The organism is Microbispora rosea (assembly GCF_044460045.1).
Classification (GTDB): Bacteria; Actinomycetota; Actinomycetes; order Streptosporangiales; family Streptosporangiaceae; genus Microbispora; species Microbispora rosea.
Genome location: NZ_JBITJO010000005.1, coordinates 317,605 through 342,757 on the forward strand (window position 1 = coordinate 317,605; position 25,153 = coordinate 342,757).

Below are 25,153 nucleotides of genomic sequence, written 5' to 3' on the forward strand. Positions count from 1 at the left end.
CATAGGTCCCACCGCGGGGGGACGTTCGCCGGTCGCCCCCGTGGCCGGTCGTGGCGAAGGCTGGGGGAGACGAGGGAGGCCGCCATGCCGATGACCGTACGCGACGTCATGAACAGGTTCGTCGTCGCCGTCGAGGCGACGGCCTCGTTCGCCGACGTGGTCACCGCGATGTGCCGGTTCCATGTCGGGGCCGTCCCCGTCGTGGACGGGGAGCGGCGCGTCATCGGCATGGTGAGCGACAGCGACCTGCTGCTCAAGGACCTCGACAGGCGGCCCGGCGATGTGATCATCGAGGGGCCGTCCCGGCGCAGGGAGCGCAGGAAGGCGAGCGGCCGCACCGCCGCCCAGATCATGAGCAGCCCCGCGATCACGGTCACCGAGGACACCACGCTGCGGCGGGCGGCCAGTCTGATGCACCGCAACAGGATCAAGGAGCTGCCGGTCGTGGACGGCGAGACCGGCCGCATCACCGGGCTGGTCAAACAGTCGGACCTGATCAGAGCCTTCTGCCGGCCCCCGGAGGACATCCGCGACGACGTCGTCGAGGTGGTGTCGCGCTACTCCCGGCGCTGCGCCGTACGCGTCGAGGACGGGATCGTCCACCTCGTCGGCGGCGTGGCGCGGCGTTCACAGCTCTTCGCCATGATCGAGGAGGTCTGGCAGGTGGACGGCGTGGTGGACGTCGACTCCTCCATCACGTTCGAGACGGACGACGTGGACCGGGCCGTCTCCGCGGGCGCGCCCCGGCGGACCGGCCCGGTTGAGAGCGGGGAGGGCCAATGAGCGCCGAGACCATGAGCGCCGTCACCCGTCCATGAGCAGGACGGCGGCCCCCTCGACGCGGTCGGCCGCCAGGTCGGCCAGCGCCTGGTCGGCGGCGCCGAAGGAATAGGGCGTCGTCGTGACCCGCGGGTGGTGGAGGGCCGCCAGCCGCAGGAACTCCCGTCCGTCGTCGCGGGTGTTGGCCGTGACGCTGCGCAGCGTCCGCTCCTGGAACAGGTGGCGCTGGTAGTTCAGCACCGGGATGTCGGTGAGGTGGATCCCCGCCACCGCGAGCGTGCCGCCCCGGTCGAGCGCGGCCAGCGCGACCGGCACGAGATCGCCGACCGGGGCGAACAGGATGGCCGCGTCCAGGGGCTCGGGCGGCGGGTCGGCGCTGCCCGCCGCGGAGGCCGCGCCCAGCCGGAGCGCGAGCTCCCTGGCCGCCGCCGACCTCGTCATCACGTGCACGGTCGCGCCCTCGGCGATCGCGACCTGGGCGGTCAGATGGGCCGAGGCGCCGAACCCGTAGATGCCGAGCCGACCGCCCGGGGGCAGGTCGGCGCGGACCAGCGCGCGGTAGCCGATGATCCCCGCGCACAGCAGCGGGGCGAGCGTCTCGGCCGGGGTGTCCTCGGGCAGCGGGTAGACGTACGCGGCGGGGGCGGTCAGCAGTTCCGCGTACCCGCCGTCGGCGTCCCAGCCCGTGTAGGTGGACGCCGGGCACAGGTTCTCCGCGCCGCGCAGGCAGTAGCGGCACCGGCCGCAGGTCGAGCGCAGCCAGGCCACCCCCACGCGGGCGCCGACCGGCGGCCCCGGCGTGTCCGGGCCGAGCCGGGCCACGCGTCCCACGACCTCGTGCCCGGGAACCGTACGGGGACGCCTCGGGGGGAGGTCGCCCTCGGCGAGGTGCAGGTCGGTGCGGCAGACCGCGCACGCCTCGACGCGGACCAGCAGTTCCCCCGGCCCGGGCACGGGGTCCGGCAGCACGGCCCGCTCCAGCGGCCGCGTCGCGACCGGTCCCGGCCGGGCCACGACCCAGGCGTCCATCACGCGTGCCGGATGCGCCGGCCGCTGATCTCGATGGGCGAGATCCGGATGTAGAGCGGACGGTCGCCGCCCGGCCACGACTCCACGGCGGTCTTGTTCACGTCGCCGGTGATGTGGTGGGCCCCGCCGCGCACGAGCACGCTCCAGCCCTCCCGCGTGCTCTCGTCGATGTGGTCCACCTCGAAGGCCACCATGAAGTCGGCCCCCTCGATCCCCGTGCGCAGGTCGGCGTCCATCGGGCCGCCGAGAGCGGTGCGGAACAAGACGGCGCCCTGCTCGATCGTGTAGTTGACCGGCAGGATCACGGGCCCGGTCGGATTGTTGAAGGCGACCCTGCCCACGCCGCCCGGGGAGATCAGCCGCAGGCACTCCTCGTGGTCGAGCTTCTCCAGGCGCGGCATGCCGGCGGGAGCCGTGTCTTCGGTCATTCGGACCTCCACAATGATCGTCAAGGGCATCGGCGATCAGTCTGCCGTCCCCGTCCCTCCGGCGGCACCGACGTCCGTCGCACAACGGAGGGACTAAGGGCCCGGGAAGCCTTGGCCGCCGCTTGCCGTAATCCATCCTTTAGCCGCATGCCCCGAATGGGCACGCACGTCACATGGAAGTGCTGAGCAGCCGCATACTCCTGCGATCGGCCGACCGGGCCGCGAGCCGCCGCTTCTACCGCGACGTCCTGGGGCTGGCCGTGAGCAGGGAGTTCGGGCCGGCCGAGGACCCTGGGGTGGTGTTCTTCCTGGGGCAGGGGCTCCTCGAGGTCTCCCCGCGTGCCTCCGGCGCCGAACAGGAGGGCGCGGCGCTCTGGTTGCAGGTGCGCGACGTCCAGAGGGAGCACGACCGGCTGGTGGAGGCCGGGGTACGGGTGTCCCGGCCGCCCAGGCTGGAGCCGTGGGGGCTGATGGAGATGTGGATCGAGGATCCCGACGGGCTGCCGATCGTGCTGGTCGAGATCCCCGAGGGCCACCCGCTGCGGCGCGACCACCGCTCCTTCACGCCGCGCCCCGCCTGAGCCCGGCTCCGGCCGCGCCACGCGCCTGTGACCTGTTGAATTGAAGAATTTTTCATATTGCGAATATGCTGGCTCCGCCGACGGAGGAGAGGTACGACATGCACGAGTTCACGGCGGAGCTGCGCACCCGGCTCGCGGAGGCGCGCGAGGAGCTACGGCGAGCGCGGGAGAGCGGTGACGAGCATGGCGTCCAGGTCGCCCTGGGCCGTCTGGACAACCTGAACCGCCTGGCCGCCGACCACGGGATCAGCCCGGAGACGGCGGGAGAGGCGGAGTGAGCCCGATGCCCGTCCCGCTCTATCAGGCCAAGGCCGACTTCTTCCGCACCCTGGGACATCCGGTGCGCATCCGCGTGCTCGAACTTCTGCGGGACGGCCCCCGCCCGGTCCGCGAATTACTCAACGAGATCGAGGTAGAGGCGTCGAACCTGTCCCAGCAGCTCGCCGTGCTGCGCCGAACCGGCCTCGTCAGCGCGGTCAGGGAGGGCGGCTCGGTGGTCTACTCCCTCGCCACCCCCGACATCGTGGACCTGCTCGCGGCGGCCCGGCGGATCCTCACCGACATGATCACCGGCCAGGGTGAGCTGCTGGCCGAGCTCCAGGCGGAGGCGGCCGAGTGACCGGCGTGGCCAGGCAGTTGTACGGCCGGGTCGCGGGGCTGCTGCCCTCGCCCGCCGACTGGCGACCGGCCCGCCGCAGCCCGGGCCGTGACCTGATCGCCGGGCTCACGGTCGCGGTGGTGGCCCTGCCGCTCGCGCTGGCCTTCGGGGTCGGCTCAGGGCTGGGCGCGCAGGCCGGCCTGGCGACCGCCGTCGTCGCGGGCGCGATCGCCGCGGTCTTCGGCGGCAGCAACCTCCAGGTGTCGGGCCCCACTGGGGCCATGACCGTCGTCCTCGTGCCGATCGTGCACAGCCACGGCCCGAGTGGGGTGCTCGCGGTCGGCCTGCTCGCCGGCATCGTGCTCGTCGTCCTCGCGCTGGCCCGGGTCGGCAGGTACGCCCGCTATATGCCGACTCCCGTCATCGAGGGCTTCACGGCGGGCATCGCCGTCGTCATCGCGCTCCAGCAGGTGCCCGCCGCGCTCGGCGTGACCGGCGAGGGGGAGCGGGTGTGGCAGGCGGCCGGGAACGCGGTGGCGAACTTCGCGCGAGACCCGAGTCCGGTGCCGATCGCGATGGCGCTCGTGGTCGCCGGGGCCATGCTGCTGGGCGCGCGGTGGCGGCCCGCGGTGCCGTTCTCGTTCCTCACGGTCGTGGCCGCAACGGTCGTGGCCGAGGCCGCCGGGCTGGACGTCGCCCGCATCGGAACCCTGCCGGCCGGGCTGCCCGCGCCGTCGGTGAGCTTCCTCGATCCGGGCGCCGTCACCTCGCTTCTCCCCGCGGCCCTCGCCGTGGCCGCCCTCGGGGCGCTGGAGAGCCTGCTGTGCGCCTCCGTCGCCGACGGCATGAGCGTGGGGGAGCGGCACGACCCCGACCGCGAGCTGTTCGGGCAGGGCCTGGCGAACGTCGTCTCCCCGCTCTTCGGCGGCATCCCCGCCACCGCCGCGATCGCCCGTACGGCGGTGAACGTCCGCTCGGGCGCGCGGTCCCGCCTGGCCGCCCTCGCGCACGCCGTCGTGCTGGCCGTCATCGTGTTCGGCGCGAGCGGCCTCGTCGGGCGGATCCCGCTGGCCGCGCTGGCCGGCGTGCTGCTGGCCACGACGGTCCGCATGGTCGAGGTCGGCTCGCTGCGCGCCATCGCCCGCGCCACCCGGGGCGACGCCGCGGTGATGGTCCTCACCTTCGCCGTCACCGTCGCCTTCGACCTCGTCACCGCGGTCGCGGTCGGCGTCGGCGTCGCGATCGTGCTCGCCCTGCGGGCCGTCGCGCGCAGCGCGCAGATCGAGCAGGTCCCGCTGGAGACCGGCGATCACGGCGACGAGGAACGGCGCCTGCTGGCCGAGCACATCGTGGCCTACCGGTTCGACGGCCCGCTGTTCTTCGGCGCGGCCCACCGCTTCCTGCTGGAGCTGTCGGAGGTCGCCGACGTGCGGGTGGTCATCCTGCGGATGTCGCGGGTGTCCACGATCGACGCCACCGGCGCGGGCGTCCTCGGCGACGCGATCACGCGGCTGGAGGGAAAGGGGATCACCGTGCTGCTGTCGGGCATCCGGCCGGGCCACGACGAGGTCCTCGACGGGCTGGGAGTGGCCGATCACCTCCGCCGTGACGGGCTCGTCTTCCCGGACACGCCGGCCGCGATCGCCCACGCCAGGACACTGCTCGGACTCCGGTCCGCGCCGCCGCCGGCCCCGGTCTCCGGGGCGCGTCACCCGGACGTTCCCGCCCGGACGGTGTGATCGGTACGCGACTGCCCGTAGGCTTCCGAGTGGAAGAACGTTAGCCTTAATTTCCTACCAGATATGTGGGAGACTGGGGTGATGAGCGCCTGGCCCCGCGAGACACCGGTCACCGCCGCCGTCGCGGCCGCGCGCTGGGTGCGGTCGGCGGCGGCCGACGACGAGCTGGGACGGCGATGGCGGGCCAACCCCGATCCCCGGGGGCGGTCGGCCGGAGCCGGTGACGCCTCGTCCCTCTACGCCGGTGCGGCCGGCGTCGTGCTGTTCTTCCTCGAACTCGCGGCCGCCACCGGTCACGAGGTGTACCTGGAGGACGCGCTCGCGGGCGCCCGCAGGCTCGCCGTCACCTGGCCCGAGCAGCGCGACCCGACCTTCTACCACGGGCTCGCCGGTCTGGTCTTCGCGATGGCGGAGACGGGGTGGGCGACGGGCGACGAGGAGGTCTTCGGGGCGGCCCGCGCCGCCGCCGACCGCCTCGTCCGCGCCGCCCGCCCCCTGGGCGACGGCATCGGCTGGACCGGCGACCCCGCGCAGCGCGGCGACGGGGGGATCGTGCTCGCGCTGCTGCACGCGGCCGGCATCCTCGGCGTCCCGGCGTACGAGGAGGTGGCGATCGAGGCGGGGGAGCGCATCGCGGCTCTCGCCGTCCCCGGGCACCGCTTCGGCGGCGACGCCGCCCCCGACCTGCCCGTGGACGCCGTCACGCCCGGGTTCCTGTCCGGAACGGCGGGCACCGCGTTCCTGCTCGCCCGCCTCTACGGCGTGACCCGCGACCCCCGGTTCCTCGCGGGGGCCCGCAGGGGGGCCGACTTCGTCCGCACGGTCAGCGTGGTCACCGACAGATGCGCGCTCGTGCCGCACCACATCCCGCAGGGGCGGCGGCTCAACTACCTCGGCTTCTGCTCCGGCTCCGCCGGGGTGGCCCGCATGTTCCACGAGCTGCACCGGGTCACCGGAGACCCGGGCGATCTCGACTGGATGGAACGGCTCGCGCACGGAATCATGCAGAGCGGTGTGCCCGGGGCGCGGCCCTCGGGGCACTGGGACGTGGCCTGCCTGTGCTGCGGCACCGCCGGGCTGATCGAGTGTTTCGTGGGCCTGTACGCCGCCACGGGGCACGAGCCGTACCTCGGCTTCGCGCGCACGCTCGCGATCGACCTGATCGGGCGGGCGACCGCGGGCGACGAGGCCGGCTTCCGCTGGTATCAGGCGTATCGGCGGCTCCGTCCCGGAGAGGTCACGGCCGACACCGGATACATGGTGGGAGCCGCCGGCATCGGGACGGCCCTGCTGCACCTGGACGCCACGGAGCGCGCCGCCGCGCCGCGCCGGCTGATCCTCCTGCCGGACAATCCCTTCCCGGCCATCCCGATCCCCGCCGCCGTCCTGCGCGGTGACCACGCATAGCCGCCTGGCGGCGAGCAGGGCGCGGAGCTGAAAATTTCACCTGTCCGCGGCGGGTGCGCCCAGCTCAGCGGGGGTGACGCGCGGCACGCCGTTGACTTAACCGGTATAGTTCACGACGCTTCGCTCCGGTCTTCTATGGAAGGACGGAGCATGCGACGGAGAGGCGCGATCCTCACCGCACTGGGGCTGCTGGCCGCAGGCGGACTCGCCTTGGGCAACACGCCGGCGGCCCAGGCCGCGGTGGCGTGCAAGATCACCTACACGGCCAGTCAGTGGCAGGGCGGCATGTCCGCCAACCTGAGCATCCAGAACCTGGGCGACGCCCTGAACAACTGGACGCTCACGTTCACGTTCCCCGACAGCGGTCAGAAGGTCACCCAGGGGTGGTCGGCCACCTGGAGCCAGTCGGGCAGCACCGTGACCGCGACGGCGATGGACTGGAACAAGTCCCTGTCCACCGGCGGCTCGACGAGCATCGGCTTCAACGGATCCTGGTCAGGAGCCAACCCGGCGCCGGCCGACTTCGCGCTGAACGGCGTCGCCTGCAACGGCAGCACGCCGTCGCAGTCCCCGTCGCCTTCCCCCTCGCGCTCGCCCTCGCCTTCCCCCTCGTCGAGCCCTTCACGGAGCCCGTCGCCGAGCCCTTCGCCCTCGACGTCGCCCAGCCCGTCCACGGGGGCGGCAGCGGCCCCGAAGCTGAAGGTGTCGGGCAACAGGATCGTGAACGCCGCGACCGGCACGCCGTACCGGCTGCTGGGCGTGAACCGGTCGGGCGGCGAGTTCATGTGCGTCCAGGGCCGTGGCATCTGGGACGGCCCGGTCGACAACGCGGCGATCGACGCGATGAAGGCGTGGAACGTCCGGGCGGTCCGCGTCCCGCTGAACGAGGAGTGCTGGCTCGGCCTGAGCAACATCCAGTCCTCGTACGGCGGCGCCGCCTACCAGACCGAGGTCAAGGCGTACGTTGACCGGCTGGTCGCCAAGGGCATCACCCCGATCGTCGAGATGCACTGGAACTACGGCCAGTACACCGGCAACTCCTCGGGCTGCTCCGACGTCCACGCCTCCTGCCAGAAGCCGATGCCGGACGCGCAGTACGCCCCGCAGTTCTGGACGGGGGTGGCGAACGCGTTCAAGGGCCGTGACGAGGTCGTGTTCGACCTGTTCAACGAGCCCTATCCGGAGCGCGCGACCGGCAGCGCCGCCTCCGGGTGGGCCTGCTGGCGCGACGGAGGCACCTGCTCGGGCATCCCCTATCAGGTGGCGGGCTTCCAGTCGCTGGTGAACGCGGTGCGGGCCACCGGCGCGACCAACATCATCATGCTGGGCGGCCTGGCCTACTCCAACGACCTGTCGCAGTGGCTGCAGTACAAGCCCGCGGACTCGCGGAACAACCTGGCCGCGGCGTGGCACGTGTACAACTTCAACTCCTGCGTCAGCACCTCGTGCTGGGACAGCCAGCTCGCGCCGGTTGCCGCCCAGGTCCCGCTGGTGGCCGGGGAGATCGGTGAGAACACCTGCTCGCACGGGTTCATCGACCAGGTCATGAACTGGTTCGACGCGAAGGGCGCGTCCTACCTCGGCTGGACCTGGAACGCCTGGGACTGCTCCACCGGTCCGTCCCTGATCAGCGACTACAACGGCACCCCGACCGCCTTCGGCGCCGGGCTGCGGGCTCGCCTGCTGTCGTCCTGATCCCGAAACGTGGCGTGCCCTCCTTCCCTTCAGCCCCCCTGGGAAGGGGGGCTCGTCACCTCTGACTTTGCCACCTCATGGGCGGTTAGTCCAAAAAGTAAAATTTTCGTCCGAGATGTCGAGATTTGGGGTGTTCTTGGCTTAGTGTCCGGTTACCCAGCCGTGACCAGTCAGGAGATCCCCCATTTCCAGCTACGCGGACCCCAGCAACGCCCTCCGGGAGCAGGCAAGCCCGGCAGTGGGCGAGACGCACCACGCGGCCGCCGTGCCCCAGCAACGGCAGGACGCCCCCGCCCGCCCCGTCCCGGCGGGCTCCCAGCACATCCCCGCCGACGGCGCCGACGAGGCCACCGCGCCCGTCGTTCCCCACGTCGGCTGCCCGACCGCCGAAGGCAAGACCGTCCTTTACTCCGGCAAGACGACCGCGTCGTACTTCTGGGACGACGGGTCGGGCGTCAACGGCGACACCGGCGCCCCCGCGTCGGGCAAGCCGATGCAGAAGGGCCTGGCCGCCAGCCCGAGCTGGCCGATGGGCACCAAGGGCTACGTGGTCTACCAGGGGAAGAAGGCCGACTTCTTCGTCGGTGACCGCGGCCCCGGCGTTCCCTCGAGCAGCGGGGTCATGCTCGACCTCGACGGCAAGACGTTCGCCGAACTGACCGGCGGCTCCTGGGACCACGACTCGCTCACCGTCGAGGACGCGAGCGGGCTCGGCCACATCCCGGTGAAGTACGTGATCACCGAGTGGGGCAAGGGTCTCGGCAAGACCGGCGCGCCCAAGCCGTTCTCGACGGGCGCGTACGGGGTCAAGGACCACCCGAAGCCCCCGCCGCCCTGCCCCACCGCGGCTCCCGCTCCCTCCGCCGCTCCGGCCGCGCCGCAGGACGCTGCTCCGGCCACCGGGGACCAGGAGAGCCAGGCCCCCGTGGCTTCGCCCTCCGAGGCGCCCGCCCCGCCTACCACGCCTGCCTCGCCGGGCGCGCAGGCCGAGGCGGCGGCGGCCCAGATGTTCCCGCTCTCGGATACGGCACGGGCGACCGCCGCCGCGACCGCCGAGACCGCCCCGAAGGCCGCCACCAAGGCCGCCCCCGGGGCCGCTCAGAAGACCGGCACGGGGACCGCGAAGGCGGCGAGGTCCGGCGAGGTGCTGGCCTCCCCGGCGTTCACCCCCGCGTCGGCCGTGGACGGACAGCCGGATGAGGCGGCCGTTCCCGCCTTCTCGGTCGCGATCGTGGTCTGCGCGCTCGTCGCCGTGGGCGCCAAGGCCGCGCTGAGCCGTCCCGCCCACGCCGCCGCGCACCAGCCGGGCCGCCACCGCAAGTCGTAGGGACTCCGGCCGCCCCGCCACGCCGAGGGCGGCCAGGGGGAGCGGTGCGGCCTCACGAGGGCCGGAGCTCCCCCCGCGGGGCCCGCGGACCTTTACCGCTTGCGGCGCTTGAGCGCTCCGGCCACCCGCTTGAGCACGCGGTCCCACTCCGAGCCGAACGGGTTGTCCTGCACCAGATAGGTCCAGGTGGCCGTGGGCCTCTTGAGGCCCTGCTCCGCGAGGTCCCGGGTGACGTCGGCCTTCTCGAAGGTCTCCTTGGAACGCCGCTCGACCTCGTCGAGCATCGCCCGATAGGCCGGAACGGCCTCGCGGTTGAACTCGTCGAGCGGGTTCAACCGCCCGAGGGCCCGCAGGTGGATGCCCTCGCGGAGGTCGGCGAGGAAGCCGAGGTGCTCGGTCCAGCAGCGATCGAGGTGATACAGCACGATCTGCCGGGCTGCCCGCTCGACCACCTCCTCGCCCGCCGTCTCGCACAGCTCGCGGTAACGCTCCCGGCAGGCCTGCTCCAGGGCACGTGCCCCGGTGTCGCCGTACAGGACGCGGGCGCGCTGATCCAGCACCTCCGCCCGCTGGCGCTCCTGCAGCCGGGTGTAGCGCCAGGTGTTGCGGTGGATCTCCAGGTTGACGCCCTCGGCCACGCGCTGGGCGTGCGCCACCAGCCCGGCGGCGTTCGCGTCCCGCACCACGCCGTCGCGGCCGGCCGCGGGCAGCGACTGGTCCGGTGCGTACGCGGTGAGGAGCGTGTCCTCGCCGCTGACGAAGAACACCGAGCCGCCGGGGTCGCCCTGCCGCCCGGCACGGCCCCGCAGCTGGTCGTCCAGCCTGCTGCTCTCGTGCTTGCCGGTGCCGATGACGTAGAGCCCGCCGAGCGCGGCGACGTCCTGCTCCTCGTCCGGGTCGCCCGCGCCGAGCCGGATGTCGGTGCCGCGCCCGGCCATCTGGGTGGAGACCGTGATCACGCCGCGCCGGCCGGCCTTCGCGATGATCTGCGCCTCCTCGGCGTCGTTCTTCGCGTTGAGCACGGCCGCGCTCAGCCCCCTGGCCTCCAGGGACTCGGCCAGGCGCTCGGACTCGGCGACGTCGAGCGTGCCGACGAGGATCGGCTGCCCGGTGGCGTGCCGGGTCTCGATCTCCTCCAGCAGCGCCCGCTCCTTGTCCTCCAGCGTGGCGAAGATCCGGTCGGGCTCGTCCACCCGTACGCACGGCTTGTTGGGCGGGATGACCGCGACCCTGAGGTCGTAGAACTCGCGCAGCTGCTCGGCGACGGCGATGGCGGTGCCGGTCATGCCGCACACGCGCGGATAGCGGCGGATGAGGCTCTGCACGGTGAGCGAGTCGAGGATCTCGCCCGTCTCCGACGCCGGCAGGTGCTCCTTGGCCTCGACGGCCGCCTGCAGCCCGTCCGGCCAGCGCTGCAGCACGGCGACCCGGCCGCGCGAGGTGTTGATCAGATGGACCCGGCCGTCCCTCACGATGTAGTCGACGTCCCTGGTCAGCAGCGCGTGGGCGTGCAGGGCGAGGTTGACCTGGGTCACCACGCCGGGGTGCTCGTAGAGATCGATCCCGAGGGCCTTCTCGACCGTGTCGGTGCCCTTGGGGGTGAGGAAGACGCTGCGGCCCTCCTCGTCGATCGTGTAGTGGTAGCCGCGCGACAGCCGCCGCACGAGGGCCGCCATCTCGGGCAGCGCCGTGCCGGGGTCGGCCGCGCCGGCCAGCACGAGCGGCACGCGGGCCTCGTCCACCAGGACCGAGTCGGCCTCGTCGACCAGTGCGACCTCGGGGGCGGGCACGACCAGTTCGGCCGGGTCGGTGCGCAGGCGGTCGCGCAGCACGTCGAACCCCAGCTCGCTGACGGCTCCGTACGTGACGTCGCAGGCGTACGCCGCCCTGCGCTCCTCGGGAGCCGAGGTCTCGGCGATCCACCCGGCCGTGAGGCCGAGCGTCTCGTACAGCGGGCCCATCCACTCGGCGTCCCGGCGGGCGAGGTAGTCGTTGACCGAGACCGCGTGGACCCGGACGCCGCGCAACGCGAACCCGGCCGCCGTCAGCGCGCCGACGAGCGTCTTGCCCTCGCCGGTGGCCATCTGCACGACGTGGCCCTCCAGCATGGCGAGCATGCCCACGAGCTGCACGTCGTACGGCCGCTGGCCGAGCGCCCGGTGGGCGGCCTCCCGCATCACCGCACAGAAGTCGGCGGAGCCGACCCAGCCGGGATCGACGGCGGCGGGGCGAAGATCGGCGCGCCGGGTGACCTCGCTCTCCAGCTCGCCCGCCGCGGCCACGACCCGCTGGAAGGGGGCCAGATCGACGCTTCCTGGTTTGTCCAGAAACCGCCTGATCCATTCGCCTACCCGTGCCACATCCGCTCCAACGACTCGCTTGCCGGACTGGTTCCACATGCCCGGTTCATGGTCCCACTATCGGCGTCGATTTCCGCGAGGGGCTACCTGACACTCCCTGACAGGTATACGCGACACGATGGGGTTCATGACAACGACCGCGAAGCTCATCGCCGTGACCATCGACTGTGCCGAGCCGAAGAAGCTCGCCGAGTTCTACTCCCAGGTCACCGGATTCCCCGTGCAGTACGCCGAGGAGGAGTACGCCGGGATCGGCGACGGCGCGACGAGCATCTACTTCCAGCGCGTGCCCGACCGGAAGGCCCCCTCCTGGCCCGGCCCCGACAAGCAGTTCCACCTCGACTTCCGGGTGCCCGACGTGGCCAAGGCGGTGGAGGAGTACATCGCCCTCGGGGCGACCAAGCCGGAGTTCCAGCCGGGCGACTGGGTGGTGCTCGCCGACCCGGAGGGCCACCTTTTCTGCGTGTGCCCCGAGAGGTCCTGAAGCCGGTGTGACGGCAGGGAGCGGACCCCGGTCAGAGGATCACCAGTGGGGTGCCCGTAAAGCCCCACTTATGTCGCGGGCTCCCGGGGCGCGTGCCGCGTCCCACTAAGCTTGCGTGGTGATTTCTCGACACACCGGCGGGCGCGCATGACCTGGGTGGGAGTGGCCATCGCCCTGGTCGGCGCGCTGGGATACGCCCTGGGCGCGGCGCTGCAGCAGTTCGAAGCGGTGAGCGAGGGGGCGACCCTCGCTCTCGTCAGAAGGCCCCGCTGGTGGATCGGCGGGGTCATCGGTTTCACCGGGGCGTCCCTGCACGCGGTGGCGCTCAGCCTGGCTCCGCTGGTCGTCGTCCAGCCCGTGAGCGTGGCGACCCTCGTGTTCGCGGTGCCGCTCGCCGCGACGCTGCACGGCAGGCGTCCGCGCCGGGCCGAGATCGCCGGGTCGATCGCGGTGGCGGTCGGCCTGCTCGGCCTGATGCTGTTGGTCCCGGCGCACAACGTGACCCCGGTCCTGTCCGACGCGCACGCCCTGGAGCTGATCGGCTGTGTCGCGCTCGTGGTCGCCGTCACGTTCACCGCGGCCCGCCGGCTGAAGGGCCCGGCGAAGGCGCTGCTGATGGCGGTCGGCGCCGGAGCGGTCACCGCTACCGTGTCCACCTTCGTCCGGGTCGTCGGCGGAGGGCTCCAAGGAGACCTCGGCCACCTCCTCCACTGGTTCACCCTGGCCATCCCGGTGCTGCTGGTCTGCGCCGTGGTGCTGCTGCAGAAGTCGTACGCCGTGGGCTACTTCGGCATCGCCTACGCCGGGGTCCAGGTCGTCGACCCCATCACCTCGGTGACCGCCGGAGCGGTGCTGCTGGGCGAGTCGCTGCCCACCGAAGCGGGCAAGGCGGTCCCCGCGCTGCTCGCCGCCGGGCTGCTCATCGCCGGGACGGTCACGCTCGGCCGCCTCACCCCCGACCAGTCCAAGCCTGCCGCCGTACCGGCCGAGCCGGACAGGATCGGCGGCTCGGTGGTCGCGTCCGAGGCGGCCTGACCTCCTCAACTCCGGGGCGACCAGGCGAAGACCCGGTCGCCCTGACGCGACGCGACGTCGGGCCCCAACCGGCCCACCGCCCGCATCGCGCCGTCGCGCAGGGCGACCGCAAGCGGGTTGCGCCACCGGGTGAGCCGGCCGATCGACCGCGACCGCCGCACGATCGGCGTCGTCCGCGCCAGCCGTTCCCTGCTGTAGACGGCGAGCCCCGCGGCCGGGTCGCCGGGGGAGACGCGGTCGGCGAGCACGACGGCGTCCTCCATGGCCTGGCAGGCGCCCTGCCCGAGGTTGGGCGTCATGGGGTGGGCCGCGTCGCCCAGCAGCGCGACCCGTCCCGCGTGGAAGGCGGGCAGCGGGGTGTCGAGGCTGTGGATGTCGTGGCGGAGCACGGCCGCGGGGTCGGCGGCGTCCAGCAGCGCCGGGATCGGGTCGTGCCAGCGGCCGAACAACCGGAGCAGTTCGTCCCTCTCGTCCGCCGCGCGCAGGCCCGGCGGGACCGCCGCGGTGGCGTAGCAGTACACCTGACCGCCCGCGAGCGGCATGACCCCGAAGATCAGCCCGCGTCCCCAGGTTTCGGAGGCGAACACAGTCTCGGACGCGCCGGTCTCTCCGGCCAGCGGCACGATCGCCCGCCAGCTCGTCACGCCCGCGTAGACCGGTTCGGGATGCCCGGGGAACAGCGCGGAGCGGGTGCGGGACCGGATCCCGTCGGCAGCCACGACAAGGTCGGCCTCGATCGTCTCCGCCGTCCCCCGCACGGCGACGCGGCCGGTCGCGGGGTCGACGGACTCGACCCGGCTGTTCACCCGCAGCGCGCCCTGCGGCAGGCGTCCGGCGAGGATGCCGACCAGTGCCGCGCGGGTGAGCAGCACGATGGGGTCGCCATACCGGGCGGCGGCGTCCTCGGCGGTGGTCCGCGCCAGCCATCGGCCGTCCGGCAGCCGGATGCCGCCCCGGCCCTGGATGGCGGAGAGCTTCCTCACCTCGTCCCCGACGCCGATCACGTCGAGCGCCCGCAGCGCGTTGGGCGCGACCGCCAGCCCGGCGCCCACCGGCTCGATCGAGGCCGCCCGTTCCAGGACCGTCACCTCCCAGCCCTTGTGCGCCAGCGCGAGGGCCGCCGTCAGTCCGCCGATGCCCGCTCCCACCACCACCGCGTGCGCCATGCCCGCCTCCTGTTACTACACCTGTAGTGAGCGTACTACAGCTGTAGTCCGCCCCTACGATGAGGGGGTGAGCAGTCAGCGTGCGGTCGTCGTCGCGGACGCGGCCATCGCGATCCTGGCCGAGCGGGGGATGCGCGGCCTCACCCATCGGGCGGTGGACGAGGCCGCGGGGCTGCCGCCGGGCTCCACCTCGAACCACGCGCGCACCCGGGCGGCGCTGCTGGAGCTCACGCTGGCCCGGCTCGCCGAGCGCGAGGAGGCAGTGTTCACCGCCGCGACGCCACCGGACGGCGGGATGCCCGAGGGCGCGGGCGAGGTGGCCCGGCTGGCGGATCTCCTGGCGAGGGCGATCCACGCGGCGATCACCGTGCACCGGGAGACCACGATCGCGCGGTACGAGTTGGCGCTGGAGGCGACCCGGCGCCCCGAGCTGCGCAAGATCTACGACGAGGTGGGGCGCCGGTTCCGGGAGCTGGCCGCCGCGGTGCTGGCCGCCGCCGGCTCGCCCGATCCGGTGCGGCACGGGCGGCAGATGGTCGCCTACGTCGAAGGGATGCTGTTCGACGCGATCGTGGGGGCGGGGGACGTGCCGACCCTCGACGAACTCGGCGCCGCCTTCCGGGAACTGCTCCGGGTCGTCTCCGGCCGGTGAGCCCTGGCGGCCTCGCCGAAGCGTCCGGCTGCCGGCCGCCGGTCGCCCCCAAAGCGATCGCGCGGATACCCGGGGTCACCGTCCGGCAGGCCGGTACACGGTGATGATCACTCCCGACCCGGTCGCCGTCGACTCGACCAGCCGGAAGGCCGGCAGGTTCGAGCCCGAGTCCGGGAACAACCGGCGGCCGGAGTCGAGCACAAGCGGGTAGACGAGAAGGAGCAGTGTGTCGACGAGGTCGCGCGACAGCAGCGACCGGACCAGGACCCCGCTGCCGAACACCACCAGGTTCTCCGGCAGTTCCTCCTTCAGACGGCTCACCGCGTCAGCGGCGTCGCCTCCGAGGAGCACGGAGTTCTCCCAGGCGAGGGGTTCGGTCAGGGTGGTGGACGCCACGTACTTCCGGGCGCGGCCGAGAGCCTCGCTGAACGGGTTCGGCGGCTGCTTGGGCCAGTAGCCCGCGAACTGCTCGTAGGTCGTCCGGCCGGCCAGCAGGGACCACGCGCTCGTCATGTGGCGGCCCATGACCTCCTGCATGGCCGGGTCCTGGTGCCGGCTCGCCCAGCCGCCGTGCCGGAAGCCTCCGCGCAGGTCCTCCTCGGGGTTTCCGGGCGCCTGCATCACACCGTCAAGCGTCAGGTGCTCGATCGCGATGACCTTGCCCATGCCGTGTCTCCTTCACCGTCGTCCGTCGGTCTCACCCCCTACACGAACGACAGGCCGCCGGATCGACAGGCGCAGAGGGTGTCACCGCCGGGTGGCCAGGAGGCGGGCGCGGTGGGCCGGCCACTCGTCGTCGAGGATCGAATACAGAGGGCTGTCGCGCCAGGTGCCGTCCGCGCGGCGGTACTGCCGCCGGAGCACGCCCTCCCGGACGCCGCCGATGCGCTCGATGGCCGCCTGCGACCGCAGATTGCGGATGTCGGTCTTCAGCACCACGCGGACGAACCCCAGGGCGAAGGCGTGGTCGAGCAGCAGGACCTTGCACTCGGTGTTGACGGCGGTGCGCCAGTAGGCCCTGCCGTACCACGTGGAGCCGATCTCCACGCTTTCGTCGAAGCCGCCGACGTCCCAGTAGCCGGTCGAGCCGATCGCCCGGCCGGTCTCCTTGAGGACCACCGCGAACTGGGTGGTGCGCGGGTCGGCGAGCAGCGTGTCCACCAGGCGGCGCGTGTCGTCCTCGGTATGCGGCATGGGTTCCGGCCGGTGACGCCAGACCTCCTCGTCCTGGGCTGCGAGGAACAGGTCGGGCGCGTGGCCGGGGGCGAGCGGCTCAAGGCGTACGACGTGGCCGTCGAGCACGGCCGGCGTGGGCATCTTCGCGGTCATGCGCCCGACGTTAGCGCCGGTCCGGCGGGCGAGCGGATGGCCACTTCGGGCGGAACGGCGAGGACCACTTCGGGGTGACCGTGTCGACACACATACCGTCTGGTCGGTACGCTGACGGCGTGACTCCTGACCCGCCCGGCCTCGATCTCACCCGCCTCGCCGAGCACCTCCAGCGCGAGGGCCTGACCGAAGGGCCGCTCACGGCGGAGCTGATCGTCGGCGGCAAGTCCAATCTGACGTACGTCGTCAGGGACGGCACGCGCACGTACGTCGTGCGGCGGCCGCCGCTCGGGCACGTCCTGGCGACGGCGCACGACATGGGCCGTGAACATCGGGTCATGAGCGCGCTCCAGGACACCGGCGTCCCGGTGCCCCGCACCTACCACCTCTGCCGGGACTCCGAGGTCGTCGGCGCGCCCTTCTACGTCATGGAGCATGTCGAGGGCGGGCAGCCGCCGCTCACCCCCGACCTCGCCCACGGGCTGGTGGACGTGCTGGCCGCGCTGCACTCGATCATCCCCGAGAGCGTGGGCCTCGGCGACTTCGGCAGGCCCGACGGCTTCCTCGAGCGGCAGGTCGCCCGGTGGAAGCGGCAGCTCGACGCCTCGCGCAGCCGCGAGGTGCCCGGCATCGACGACCTCTACGAGCGGCTCGCCCGCGACGTGCCCGCCTCCGGCCCGCCCGCGATCGTGCACGGCGACTTCAAGCTCGGCAACACGCTCATCGCGGGCGGCGAGGTGCGGGCCGTGCTCGACTGGGAGATGTCCACGCTCGGAGACCCGCTCACCGACCTCGCGCTGTTCCTCCTCTACGGCGAGGTCTCCTCGCTCGACCGGGGCGCGGCCGGGGAGGTGCCGCCCGGCTCCGAGCTCGCCGCCCACTACGGGGAGGCGTCCGGCCGCGACCTGTCCCGGCTCGGCTGGTACGTCGGCCTCGCCTGCTTCAAGCTCGCGGTGATCGCCGAGGGCATCCATTTCCGATACACGAAGGGGCTCACGGTGGGGGAGGGCTTCGCCGAGGTCGGCGACCAGGTCGCCCCGATCGTCGCCCGCGGGCTGATGGAGGTCTGATGGACTTCGGGTTCGACGCGACCACGAACCGCTATCGCGACCGGTTGCTCGATTTCATGGACGAGTGCGTCTACCCGGCCGAGCACGCCTTCCACGAACAGGCGGCCCAGATGCAGGCGACCCAGCGCGCCTGGGGCCCGCCGCCGATGCTGGAGGATCTCAAGGCCGAGGCCCGCTCACGCGGCCTGTGGAACCTCTTCCTCCCGGGTGTCCACGGCGCCGGACTGACCAACATCCAGTACGCCCCGCTCGCGGAGGTCATGGGCAGGTCGCCCGCCATCGCGCCGTCCGCCACCAACTGCGCCGCCCCCGACACCGGCAACATGGAGCTGCTGGCGGAGTTCGGCAGCGAGTGGCAGCGCAAGGAGTATCTGGAGCCGCTGCTGGCCGGAGAGATCAGGTCGGCCTTCGCGATGACCGAGCCCGACGTCGCCTCCTCCGACGCGACGAACATCGCGACCTCCATCAGGAGGGACGGCGGGGAGTACGTCGTCAACGGCCGCAAGTGGTTCATCACCGGCGCGATGAACCCGAACTGCAAGATCTTCATCGTGATGGGCAAGACCGATCCCGAGGCGCCCAAGCATCGCCGGCAGAGCATGGTGCTCGTCCCGAGGGACACCCCCGGTCTCACCGTACGGCGCGGCATGACGGTCTTCGGCTACGACGACGCCGACCACGGCGGGCACGCCGAGGTGGTGTTCGAGGACGTACGGGTGCCGGTGGACAACCTCATCGGCGAGGAGGGCGGCGGGTTCGCCATCGCCCAGGCACGGCTCGGGCCGGGCCGCATCCACCACTGCATGCGGCTCATCGGCATGGCCGAGCGGGCGGTCGAGCTGATGTGCCGCCGGGTGCTGACACGGGAGGCGTTCGGCAAGCCGCTGGCCCGGCAGGGAGTGATCCAGGACTGGATCGCCGAGTCGCGGGTGCGCATCGAGCAACTGCGCCTGCTGGTGCTGAAGACGGCGTGGCTGATGGACACGGTCGGCAACAAGGGCGCGCACACGGAGATCCAGGCCATCAAGATCGCCGGTCCGGCGACGGTGGAGTGGATCCTGGACAAGGCCATCCAGGCGCACGGCGCCGGCGGGATCAGCCAGGACTTCCCGTTGGCGGCGCTGTGGGCGGGCGCGCGGTCGCTGCGGTTCGCCGACGGCCCCGACGAGGTCCACAAGCGGTCGCTGGCCTATCGCGAACTCAAGAAATACATGGGGTGATGTGCGGGTGACATGGGATGAGGCGTCGGTCGCCGAGCGCGCCAGAGCCTTTCTCGCGGAGCACGACCCGGCGGCCACGGACCGCCTGGAGTTCCTGCGAGCCCGGTTCGACGCCGGGCTGGCCTGGGTGCACTTCCCCGAGGGCCTCGGCGGGCTCGGCGCGTCCAGGGAACTGCAGGCCGTGGCCGACCGGGAGCTGAAGGGCACGCCCGACAACCAGCCGGGCCGGATCGGCATCGGCCTCGGCATGGCCGCCCCGACGATCCTCGCGTTCGGCACCGAGGAGCAGAAGAAGCGCTTCCTGCGGCCGCTGTGGACGGGCGAGGAGGTGTGGTGCCAGCTGTTCAGCGAGCCCGGGGCCGGGTCCGACCTCGCCACGCTCGCCACCCGGGCCGTACGCGAGGGCGACGAGTGGGTGGTGGACGGCCAGAAGGTGTGGACGTCGAGCGCGCACACCGCGCGCTGGGCCATCCTCGTGGCCCGCACCGACCCGGACGTGCCCAAGCACCGAGGGCTGACCTACTTCGTGTGCGACATGCACGCGCCCGGCGTCGAGGTGCGCCCGCTGCGCCAGATCACCGGTGAGGCCGAGTTCAACGAGGTCTTCCTCACCGGGGTGCGGCTGCCCGACGCGCTGCGGCTGGGCGAGGTGGGCGACGGCTGGCGGGTCGCGCAGACCACGCTGATGAACGAGCGGGTCGCCATCGGCGGCACGCCGAGCCGGCGCACGATGATGGGCGTCGTCGCCGAGACCTGGCGCTCCCGCCCCGAGCTGCGCACCCATGACCTGCACCAGCGGCTGCTCGCGCTGTGGGTCGACTCGGAGGTCATGCGGCTGACCGCCTTACGGCTGCGCGAGCAACTCGCCGCCGGGCATCCGGGGCCGGAGGGGTCGGGCATGAAGCTGGCCTTCGCGCGGCTGCACCAGCAGCTGTCCGGCATCGAGGTCGAGATGCTGCGCGAGGACGGCCTGGCCTACGACGACTGGACGTTCCGCCGCCCGGACACGGTCGACTTCATCGGCCGCGAGGCCGGCTACCGCTATCTGCGCGCGAAGGGCAACTCGATCGAGGGCGGCACCTCCGAGATCCTGCGCAACATCATCGCCGAACGCGTCCTCGGCCTGCCCGCCGAGCCGCGCGCCGACAAGGACGTCGCCTGGAAGGACCTCCCCCGATGACGCTGCTGTACACGGAGGTGGAGGAGGAGCTGCGGGCCGCCGTGCGCGACCTGCTCGCCGACAAGGCCTCGCCGTCCGCCGTGCTCGACCGTGCCGACTCCGCCGCCGCGGGCGGCACTCCGTACGACGCGGAGCTGTGGAAGGCGCTGGCCCGCGACATCGGCGTGGCCGGGCTGCTGATCCCCGAGGAGCTCGGCGGCTCCGCCTCCCACGAGGGCGCCTCGGCCCGCGAGGCCGCCGTCGTGCTGGAGGAGCTGGGCCGCGCCATGGCTCCCGTGCCGTTCCTCAGCAGCGCCGTCCTCGCCACCCAGGCCCTGCTGGTGGCAGGGGGAGAGGTGGCCGGCGAACTGCTGGGACGCCTGGCCGCCGGGGAGGCGACGGCCGCGCTCGCCGTGTCGTTCGCCGCCTCGCCGTACGCGCCGCCGGCCCCGGTGGCGATCCTCGGCGAGGACGGCGCAGTGACCGGCACAGTGACCGGCACGGTCACCGGGGTGATCGGAGCGGAGGCCGCCGACGTCCTGATCGTCCCGGTGCGCCTTTCCCAGGGCGTGGGGCTGTGCGCGGTCGAGGCGCCCTCAACCGCCCAGGGGGCCGTCCGGGTGGCGACGGTCGCCTCGCTCGACCTGACCCGGCCTGTCGCGACCGTGTCCTTCGCGTCGGCGCCGGCGCGGATCGTCGCGAGAGCGGAGGGGCTGGAGCTGCCGTGGGTGTGGGAGGCCCTGGTGCGCGGCGCCGGGCTGCTCGCCTCGGAACAGCTCGGCGTCGCCGAGTGGTGCCTCACCACGACGGTCGCGTACGTCAAGGAACGCAGGCAGTTCGCCCGGCCTGTGGGGTCGTTCCAGGCGGTCAAGCACCGGCTGGCCGACCTGTGGCTGGAGGTCGTGGGGGCCAGGGCGGCGGCTCGCAACGCGGCCGCCCGGCTGGCCGAGGCGCCCGCGGCGGGACCGCTCGGCGACGATGCGGCGGTGGCCGTCGCGGTGGCGCAGGCCCACTGCGGAGCGGTGGCGGTGCACGCTGCCGAGGAGTGCGTGCAGCTCCACGGCGGCATCGGGATGACCTGGGAGCACCCCGCGCACCTCTATCTCAAGCGGGCCAAGGCCGATCAGATCGCGCTGGGCACGCCGGGCGACCACCGTGACGCGCTGGCCGGCCCGGCCGGCCTCCCCGCGCCGCTGTGACTACGGACGCAACGAGTTGAGCAGGAGGTCGGCGAAGTGACGGCCGACCTCCTGGCCGTTCAGCGGGCCGTCCGGGTGATACCAGGTGCCGAGGTGGTGGACCGAGCCGAAGAAGAAGTCGACCACCATCTCGGCGGGGATGTCGCCGCGGAAGACGCCGTCGCGCTGCCCCTCGACGACGAGGGCGCGGAACCGCTCGTGGTAGCGCCGCCGCTCGGCCCGCACGTTCTTGTACGTCTCCGGCGCGAGCTGGTGCATCGACCTGAAGAAGATCTTGGAGTCGTCCAGGTTGTCGACCGTGGTCACCACCACGTCCATCGCGGCGCCGTGCAGCCGGTCGGCCACCGGGCCCTGCGCGTCGGCGAACCGGTTGAGGCGCTCCATCTGCAGGCGCAGCACCCGGGCGTAGATCTCGTGGAGCAGGTCGTCCTTGGAATCGAAGTAGTGGTACATGGCGCCCTTGGTGACGCCGGCCGCCGCGACGATCTCCTGCACCGACGTGCTCTCGAACCCCCGCTGGGCGAACAGCCGGGTGGCCTCGGCGAGCAGGCGCTGCCGTACGGGCTCCTCCAGGGACCCGTTCACGCGATCCCCCGTTAAGCGGTGCTCTCCAGCTGCGCGGCGGGCCATGCCGACCTCCTTCGTCTCTCGCGTCAAGCATACCGACTGGTCGGTCAAGTGTCGGCACTGGCGTAATTGCGCTACTTCCCTCACCTTAGGAGGGTTGGGATTCCCGCTCGGGTATCCCCGGAGAAAGCCGCATGCCTAGTGTGGGGGGTTCGCGTGCCCAGTGGGTCCATTTACGTCCCGAGGGATGAGAAGTTCACCGGCGCCTCGCCGCAGAACCTGTACGAGACGTTCTGGTTCGCCGGACGCAAGAACCGCATCCGGATGCGGGCCGCCATCGCCTTCGCGGGGTTCGTCATCGGCAACCTGGTGGGTCCGCGACTCGGGCTGAACATGTTCGCCGCCGGTGTCGGCCTGGCCGCCCTCGCGGGCGGCACCGACCTGTTCATCGCCTGGCGCCTGCACGAGCGTACGGCGGTGTGGCGGGGCAAGCGCCGCGGCGAGGTGCGCACCGGACGGCTGCTGCGTTTCTTGCTGCGCCGGCACGGCTACCGGGTGATGAACGGCCGGGCGGTGCCCGGCGAGGCGTCGATCGACCACCTCGTCATCGGGCCGGGCGGCGTCTGGATCGTGGACAACGAGGCGTGGTCGCCCGACACCCTGATCGCGCGCTACGGCGAGCGGCTGTTCTTCGACGAGAAGTTCGGCACCTCGGTCGCCAAGGGCCTCATCTCCGCCGCCGGGTCGATGGCCGCGCTGCTGACCAAGGAGACCGGCATCGAGGTCTCCATCGCCCCGGTGCTCGCCGTGCACGGCGGGAAGATCAAGGCCAGGGGAGGCGTGCTGCACGGGGAGGGGCTGACCGTCGCCTACCCGGGCAGGGTGGCCCGCTGGATCCGTGCCAACGGTTCCGCTCGGTTCACCGAGGACCAGATCGAACTGCTGGCCCGTACGGCGGCCCGCATCCTGCGCCGCATGAGCTGAGCACGCCGGCGCGGGCCGGAATCGATTCGGGCGAAGGGTCTCGATTCAGGCCGGTGTCTATGAAGCCAGCGTCTCGACGAACGCGGCGAGCTGGGCGACGTTGCGGCACTCGTGCATGGGGACGACCGAGCCGTACGACGTGGCGAGGGAGTCCCCGGTGTCCCACTGGGCCCGGGGCTCGGGATTGAGCCAGTAGGCGTGCCTGGCCTGCCCGGCCAGCCGCTTCAGCGTGCCCAGCGCCGGGACCTGGTAGTTGGACCTGGCGTCGCCCAGGATCAGCAGCGACGTCCGGGGGCCCACGGCGTCGGGGAAGCGTTCGGCGAAGCGCTCGAAGACGTGGCCGTAGTCGGTGCGGCCGAACCTGACGATGTCGGCCTCGTCGGCGAGGCGGCCGATGGCGTCCAGCACGTCCGCGCCAGGGGCGAACAGGTCCGTGATCTCGTCCACGGTGTCCACGAACGCGAACGCCCGCACCTTGGTGAACTGCTCCCGGAGCGCGAACGTCAGCAACAGCGTGAAGTGCGAGAACGTGGAGACCGAGTCGCTGGCGTCGCACAACACGACCAGCTCGGGCCGGTGCGGGCGGGGCGGGCGCAGGTGGGTGGTGAGCGGCACCCCGCCCGTGGACAGCGAGGCCCGCACGGTGCGCCGGAAGTCGAGCCGTCCGCGCCGCCCCCGCTTCTGCCTGATCGACAGCCGGGTGGCCAGGCGGCGGGCGAGGGGGTAGACCTCCCGGCGCAGCCGGGCCAGCTCCTCCTTGGTCGCGCGCAGGAAGTCGACCCGGTCGATCGGGGGCCGGACCGCCGACCTGGCGATCTTCTCGACGCCCGACTCCTCGGCGATCCTGCGGCGTACGTCGGAGGCCACCGCCTCGGTGAACGCCTCGGTCGTCCGCGCGATGTGCCGCCTGGCGACCTTCTCCGGCAGGCCGCCGCGCTCGTCGAGCATGGCCGCCAGCATCCGGGCCACCAGCGTCTCCGGCGACAGCGCGCGCAGCACCGGGAAGGAGAACCACGACTGCCTGCCGGGGGCGGCCTGGACCTGCCCGAACCGCCCGACCATCGCCCGGGCGAACTCCCGGAACGTGGGATCGGCAGGATCCCCCATGAGCAGCTCCGCCAGCCGCTCGCGCAGCTCCGGCAGTTCGGCGTCCTTGGCGTCCTTGGCGTCCTTGGCGACGGCGGTGCCTTGGGTGCCGGTGATCACCGGCGGGAACCACAGGTCGAAGAGCAGGTCGAACCCCGGCCGGTGGGCGGGCCGCTTCACCAGCGTCGCGGCGTACGCCTCGCGCAGCGTCTCCCGCTCGGCCAGGTCGATGACCATGAGCGCGTGGGCCGCGTCCAGCCCCTCGGCCGGGGAGACCGGCAGCCCGGCCTCCCGCAGGGCGTGGACGAACCCCACATGCCGGTCCACGAGGGACCCCGGAGTCGTCATGACCGGGACGGCAGGCCGAGCTCCTTGGCGGCCCGCACCTGGTCGGAGTTGTGCTTGAGCACCACGCCCAGCGTCTCGCCGATCAGCGCCTCGTCCAGCTCCGTACGGCCGAGGGCGAGCAGGGTGTGCGCCCAGTCGACGGTCTCCGCGATCGACGGAGACTTCTTCAGCTCCAGCGCGCGCAGCGTGGCCACCGTACGGGCGAGCTGGTCGGCGATGCTCGCGGGCAGCCCGGGCACCTGCGCGAGCAGGATGTCGCGCTCCCGCTCCGGGGTGGGGTAGCCGAGGTGGAGATACAGGCAGCGCCGTTTGAGCGCCTCCGACAGCTCCCGGGTCGCGTTCGAGGTCAGCACGACGTACGGCCGGCGCGTGGCGGTGATCGTGCCCAGCTCGGGGATCGTGATCTGGTAGTCGGACAGGATCTCCAGCAGCAGCCCCTCGACCTCGACGTCGGCCTTGTCGGTCTCGTCGATGAGCAGCACGGTGGGCTCGTCGCTCCTGATCGCCCTCAGGAGGGGGCGCTCCAGCAGGAACTCCTCGGAGAAGATGTCGTCCCAGGCGCCGTCGTCGGCCTGGATGCGCAGCAGTTGCTTCTTGTAGTTCCACTCGTACAGCGCCCGCGCCTCGTCCAGGCCCTCGTAGCACTGCAGGCGGATGAGCCGCGCTCCGGTGGCCTCCGCCACGGCCTTGGCGAGCTGGGTCTTGCCCACCCCCGCCGGTCCTTCGGCCAGCAGCGGCTTGCCCAGCGCCCCGGCCAGGAACACCGATGTCGCGATGCCGTCGTCGGCAAGGTAGTCGACGGCCGTCAGCCGCCCCCGGACCTCGTCAGGCGAGGCGAACCACATGTGCGCTCCCAACCGCAGAACCGAATGTTGTTCTACTCTAGCCGGATTTTGTCTGATCTGGCCGC

General features: G+C 72.5%; 25 protein-coding genes. 16 read left to right on the top strand and 9 right to left on the bottom strand.

Features of this window, described 5'->3' with window-relative positions; all coding sequences use genetic code 11:
* Positions 1-84 precede the first annotated feature (84 nt).
* Positions 85-783 carry a CBS domain-containing protein gene (locus ACIBK1_RS23455; RefSeq protein WP_387072825.1) on the top strand — a complete coding sequence of 233 codons (699 nt, stop codon included), beginning with the start codon at positions 85-87 and terminating at the stop codon, positions 781-783.
* A 21-nt stretch (positions 784-804) separates the two neighbouring features.
* On the opposite strand, the gene ACIBK1_RS23460 is transcribed toward ACIBK1_RS23455, so the two are convergent.
* Both ACIBK1_RS23460 and ACIBK1_RS23465 read right to left on the bottom strand, forming a co-directional pair.
* The gene (locus ACIBK1_RS23460) at positions 805-1,809 is read right to left on the bottom strand and encodes a zinc-binding alcohol dehydrogenase family protein (RefSeq protein WP_030505923.1); all 1,005 of its coding nucleotides are present in this window, start codon (positions 1,807-1,809) and stop codon (positions 805-807) included.
* Positions 1,809-2,237, bottom strand: coding sequence for a pyridoxamine 5'-phosphate oxidase family protein (locus ACIBK1_RS23465; RefSeq protein WP_063754548.1), 429 nt, complete (start codon positions 2,235-2,237; stop codon positions 1,809-1,811). Before ACIBK1_RS23465 ends, ACIBK1_RS23460 begins: the two co-directional genes overlap by 1 nt.
* Positions 2,238-2,410: 173 nt before the next feature.
* Between ACIBK1_RS23465 and ACIBK1_RS23470 the strand changes: the two genes are divergently transcribed.
* From ACIBK1_RS23470 to ACIBK1_RS23500, 7 genes are all read left to right on the top strand, one after another.
* Positions 2,411-2,818, top strand: a complete 408-nt coding sequence (locus tag ACIBK1_RS23470; RefSeq protein ID WP_030505921.1) for a VOC family protein — start codon at positions 2,411-2,413, stop codon at positions 2,816-2,818.
* A gap of 65 nt (positions 2,819-2,883) precedes the next feature.
* Positions 2,884-3,096, top strand: coding sequence for a hypothetical protein (locus ACIBK1_RS23475; RefSeq protein ID WP_396737627.1), 213 nt, complete (start codon positions 2,884-2,886; stop codon positions 3,094-3,096).
* A 5-nt stretch (positions 3,097-3,101) separates the two neighbouring features.
* Positions 3,102-3,437, top strand: a complete 336-nt coding sequence (locus tag ACIBK1_RS23480; RefSeq protein WP_030505919.1) for an ArsR/SmtB family transcription factor — start codon at positions 3,102-3,104, stop codon at positions 3,435-3,437.
* Positions 3,434-5,155: a SulP family inorganic anion transporter gene (locus ACIBK1_RS23485; protein ID WP_396737631.1), complete on the top strand. Its 1,722-nt coding sequence runs from the start codon at positions 3,434-3,436 to the stop codon at positions 5,153-5,155. The genes ACIBK1_RS23480 and ACIBK1_RS23485 overlap by 4 nt, the downstream gene beginning before the upstream one ends.
* 81 nt (positions 5,156-5,236) lie before the next feature.
* Positions 5,237-6,562 carry a lanthionine synthetase LanC family protein gene (locus ACIBK1_RS23490; RefSeq protein ID WP_396737634.1) on the top strand — a complete coding sequence of 442 codons (1,326 nt, stop codon included), beginning with the start codon at positions 5,237-5,239 and terminating at the stop codon, positions 6,560-6,562.
* Between the two features lie 150 nt (positions 6,563-6,712).
* Positions 6,713-8,257, top strand: a complete 1,545-nt coding sequence (locus ACIBK1_RS23495; RefSeq protein WP_396737637.1) for a cellulase family glycosylhydrolase — start codon at positions 6,713-6,715, stop codon at positions 8,255-8,257.
* 238 nt (positions 8,258-8,495) lie between these two features.
* Positions 8,496-9,584: a hypothetical protein gene (locus tag ACIBK1_RS23500; protein ID WP_396737640.1), complete on the top strand. Its 1,089-nt coding sequence runs from the start codon at positions 8,496-8,498 to the stop codon at positions 9,582-9,584.
* Between the two features lie 92 nt (positions 9,585-9,676).
* Here the strand turns inward: ACIBK1_RS23500 and secA2 are convergent, their stop codons facing one another.
* On the bottom strand, positions 9,677-11,944 hold the full coding sequence (gene secA2 / locus ACIBK1_RS23505) for an accessory Sec system translocase SecA2 (protein ID WP_396737642.1): 2,268 nt from the start codon (positions 11,942-11,944) through the stop codon (positions 9,677-9,679).
* A 127-nt stretch (positions 11,945-12,071) separates the two neighbouring features.
* On the opposite strand from secA2, the gene ACIBK1_RS23510 reads away from it, so the two are divergent.
* Positions 12,072-12,428, top strand: coding sequence for a VOC family protein (locus tag ACIBK1_RS23510; protein WP_030505913.1), 357 nt, complete (start codon positions 12,072-12,074; stop codon positions 12,426-12,428).
* A gap of 147 nt (positions 12,429-12,575) precedes the next feature.
* Positions 12,576-13,463, top strand: a complete 888-nt coding sequence (locus ACIBK1_RS23515) for a DMT family transporter (protein ID WP_051761282.1) — start codon at positions 12,576-12,578, stop codon at positions 13,461-13,463.
* Positions 13,464-13,468: 5 nt separating this feature from the next.
* On the opposite strand, the gene ACIBK1_RS23520 is transcribed toward ACIBK1_RS23515, so the two are convergent.
* Complete coding sequence (locus ACIBK1_RS23520) at positions 13,469-14,629, bottom strand: FAD-dependent monooxygenase (RefSeq protein ID WP_076438878.1); 1,161 nt, start codon at positions 14,627-14,629, stop codon at positions 13,469-13,471.
* 67 nt (positions 14,630-14,696) lie between these two features.
* On the opposite strand from ACIBK1_RS23520, the gene ACIBK1_RS23525 reads away from it, so the two are divergent.
* A complete protein-coding gene (locus ACIBK1_RS23525) occupies positions 14,697-15,281 on the top strand; it encodes a TetR/AcrR family transcriptional regulator (protein ID WP_396737645.1) in 585 nt (194 codons plus the stop codon).
* Positions 15,282-15,356: 75 nt separating this feature from the next.
* Here the strand turns inward: ACIBK1_RS23525 and ACIBK1_RS23530 are convergent, their stop codons facing one another.
* Together ACIBK1_RS23530 and ACIBK1_RS23535 are read right to left on the bottom strand one after the other, a co-directional pair.
* A complete protein-coding gene (locus ACIBK1_RS23530) occupies positions 15,357-15,947 on the bottom strand; it encodes a dihydrofolate reductase family protein (protein ID WP_396737648.1) in 591 nt (196 codons plus the stop codon).
* 81 nt (positions 15,948-16,028) lie between these two features.
* Positions 16,029-16,610 (bottom strand): GNAT family N-acetyltransferase, encoded by a 582-nt coding sequence (locus ACIBK1_RS23535; protein WP_396737651.1) that lies wholly within the window; start codon positions 16,608-16,610, stop codon positions 16,029-16,031.
* Between the two features lie 119 nt (positions 16,611-16,729).
* Here ACIBK1_RS23535 and ACIBK1_RS23540 point away from each other — a divergent pair, with 119 nt between their 5' ends.
* From ACIBK1_RS23540 to ACIBK1_RS23555, 4 genes are read left to right on the top strand one after another with little or no spacing between them, the layout of a single operon-like run.
* Positions 16,730-17,680 carry a phosphotransferase gene (locus ACIBK1_RS23540; RefSeq protein WP_396737654.1) on the top strand — a complete coding sequence of 317 codons (951 nt, stop codon included), beginning with the start codon at positions 16,730-16,732 and terminating at the stop codon, positions 17,678-17,680.
* The gene (locus ACIBK1_RS23545) at positions 17,680-18,900 is read left to right on the top strand and encodes an acyl-CoA dehydrogenase family protein (RefSeq protein ID WP_030505906.1); all 1,221 of its coding nucleotides are present in this window, start codon (positions 17,680-17,682) and stop codon (positions 18,898-18,900) included. The genes ACIBK1_RS23540 and ACIBK1_RS23545 overlap by 1 nt, the downstream gene beginning before the upstream one ends.
* A gap of 7 nt (positions 18,901-18,907) precedes the next feature.
* The gene (locus ACIBK1_RS23550; RefSeq protein WP_030505905.1) at positions 18,908-20,080 is read left to right on the top strand and encodes an acyl-CoA dehydrogenase family protein; all 1,173 of its coding nucleotides are present in this window, start codon (positions 18,908-18,910) and stop codon (positions 20,078-20,080) included.
* The gene (locus ACIBK1_RS23555) at positions 20,077-21,258 is read left to right on the top strand and encodes an acyl-CoA dehydrogenase family protein (protein WP_030505904.1); all 1,182 of its coding nucleotides are present in this window, start codon (positions 20,077-20,079) and stop codon (positions 21,256-21,258) included. Before ACIBK1_RS23550 ends, ACIBK1_RS23555 begins: the two co-directional genes overlap by 4 nt.
* Here the strand turns inward: ACIBK1_RS23555 and ACIBK1_RS23560 are convergent, their stop codons facing one another.
* Positions 21,259-21,888 (bottom strand): TetR/AcrR family transcriptional regulator, encoded by a 630-nt coding sequence (locus ACIBK1_RS23560; RefSeq protein WP_081903248.1) that lies wholly within the window; start codon positions 21,886-21,888, stop codon positions 21,259-21,261.
* Positions 21,889-22,041: 153 nt separating this feature from the next.
* Between ACIBK1_RS23560 and ACIBK1_RS23565 the strand changes: the two genes are divergently transcribed.
* Positions 22,042-22,809 (top strand): nuclease-related domain-containing protein, encoded by a 768-nt coding sequence (locus ACIBK1_RS23565; protein WP_030505902.1) that lies wholly within the window; start codon positions 22,042-22,044, stop codon positions 22,807-22,809.
* Between the two features lie 57 nt (positions 22,810-22,866).
* Here the strand turns inward: ACIBK1_RS23565 and ACIBK1_RS23570 are convergent, their stop codons facing one another.
* The gene (locus ACIBK1_RS23570; protein ID WP_030505901.1) at positions 22,867-24,243 is read right to left on the bottom strand and encodes a vWA domain-containing protein; all 1,377 of its coding nucleotides are present in this window, start codon (positions 24,241-24,243) and stop codon (positions 22,867-22,869) included.
* Entirely contained in the window at positions 24,240-25,088 is an 849-nt protein-coding gene (locus ACIBK1_RS23575) for an AAA family ATPase (protein WP_030505900.1), read from the bottom strand. The genes ACIBK1_RS23570 and ACIBK1_RS23575 overlap by 4 nt, the downstream gene beginning before the upstream one ends.
* Between the last annotated feature and the right edge of the window lie 65 nt (positions 25,089-25,153).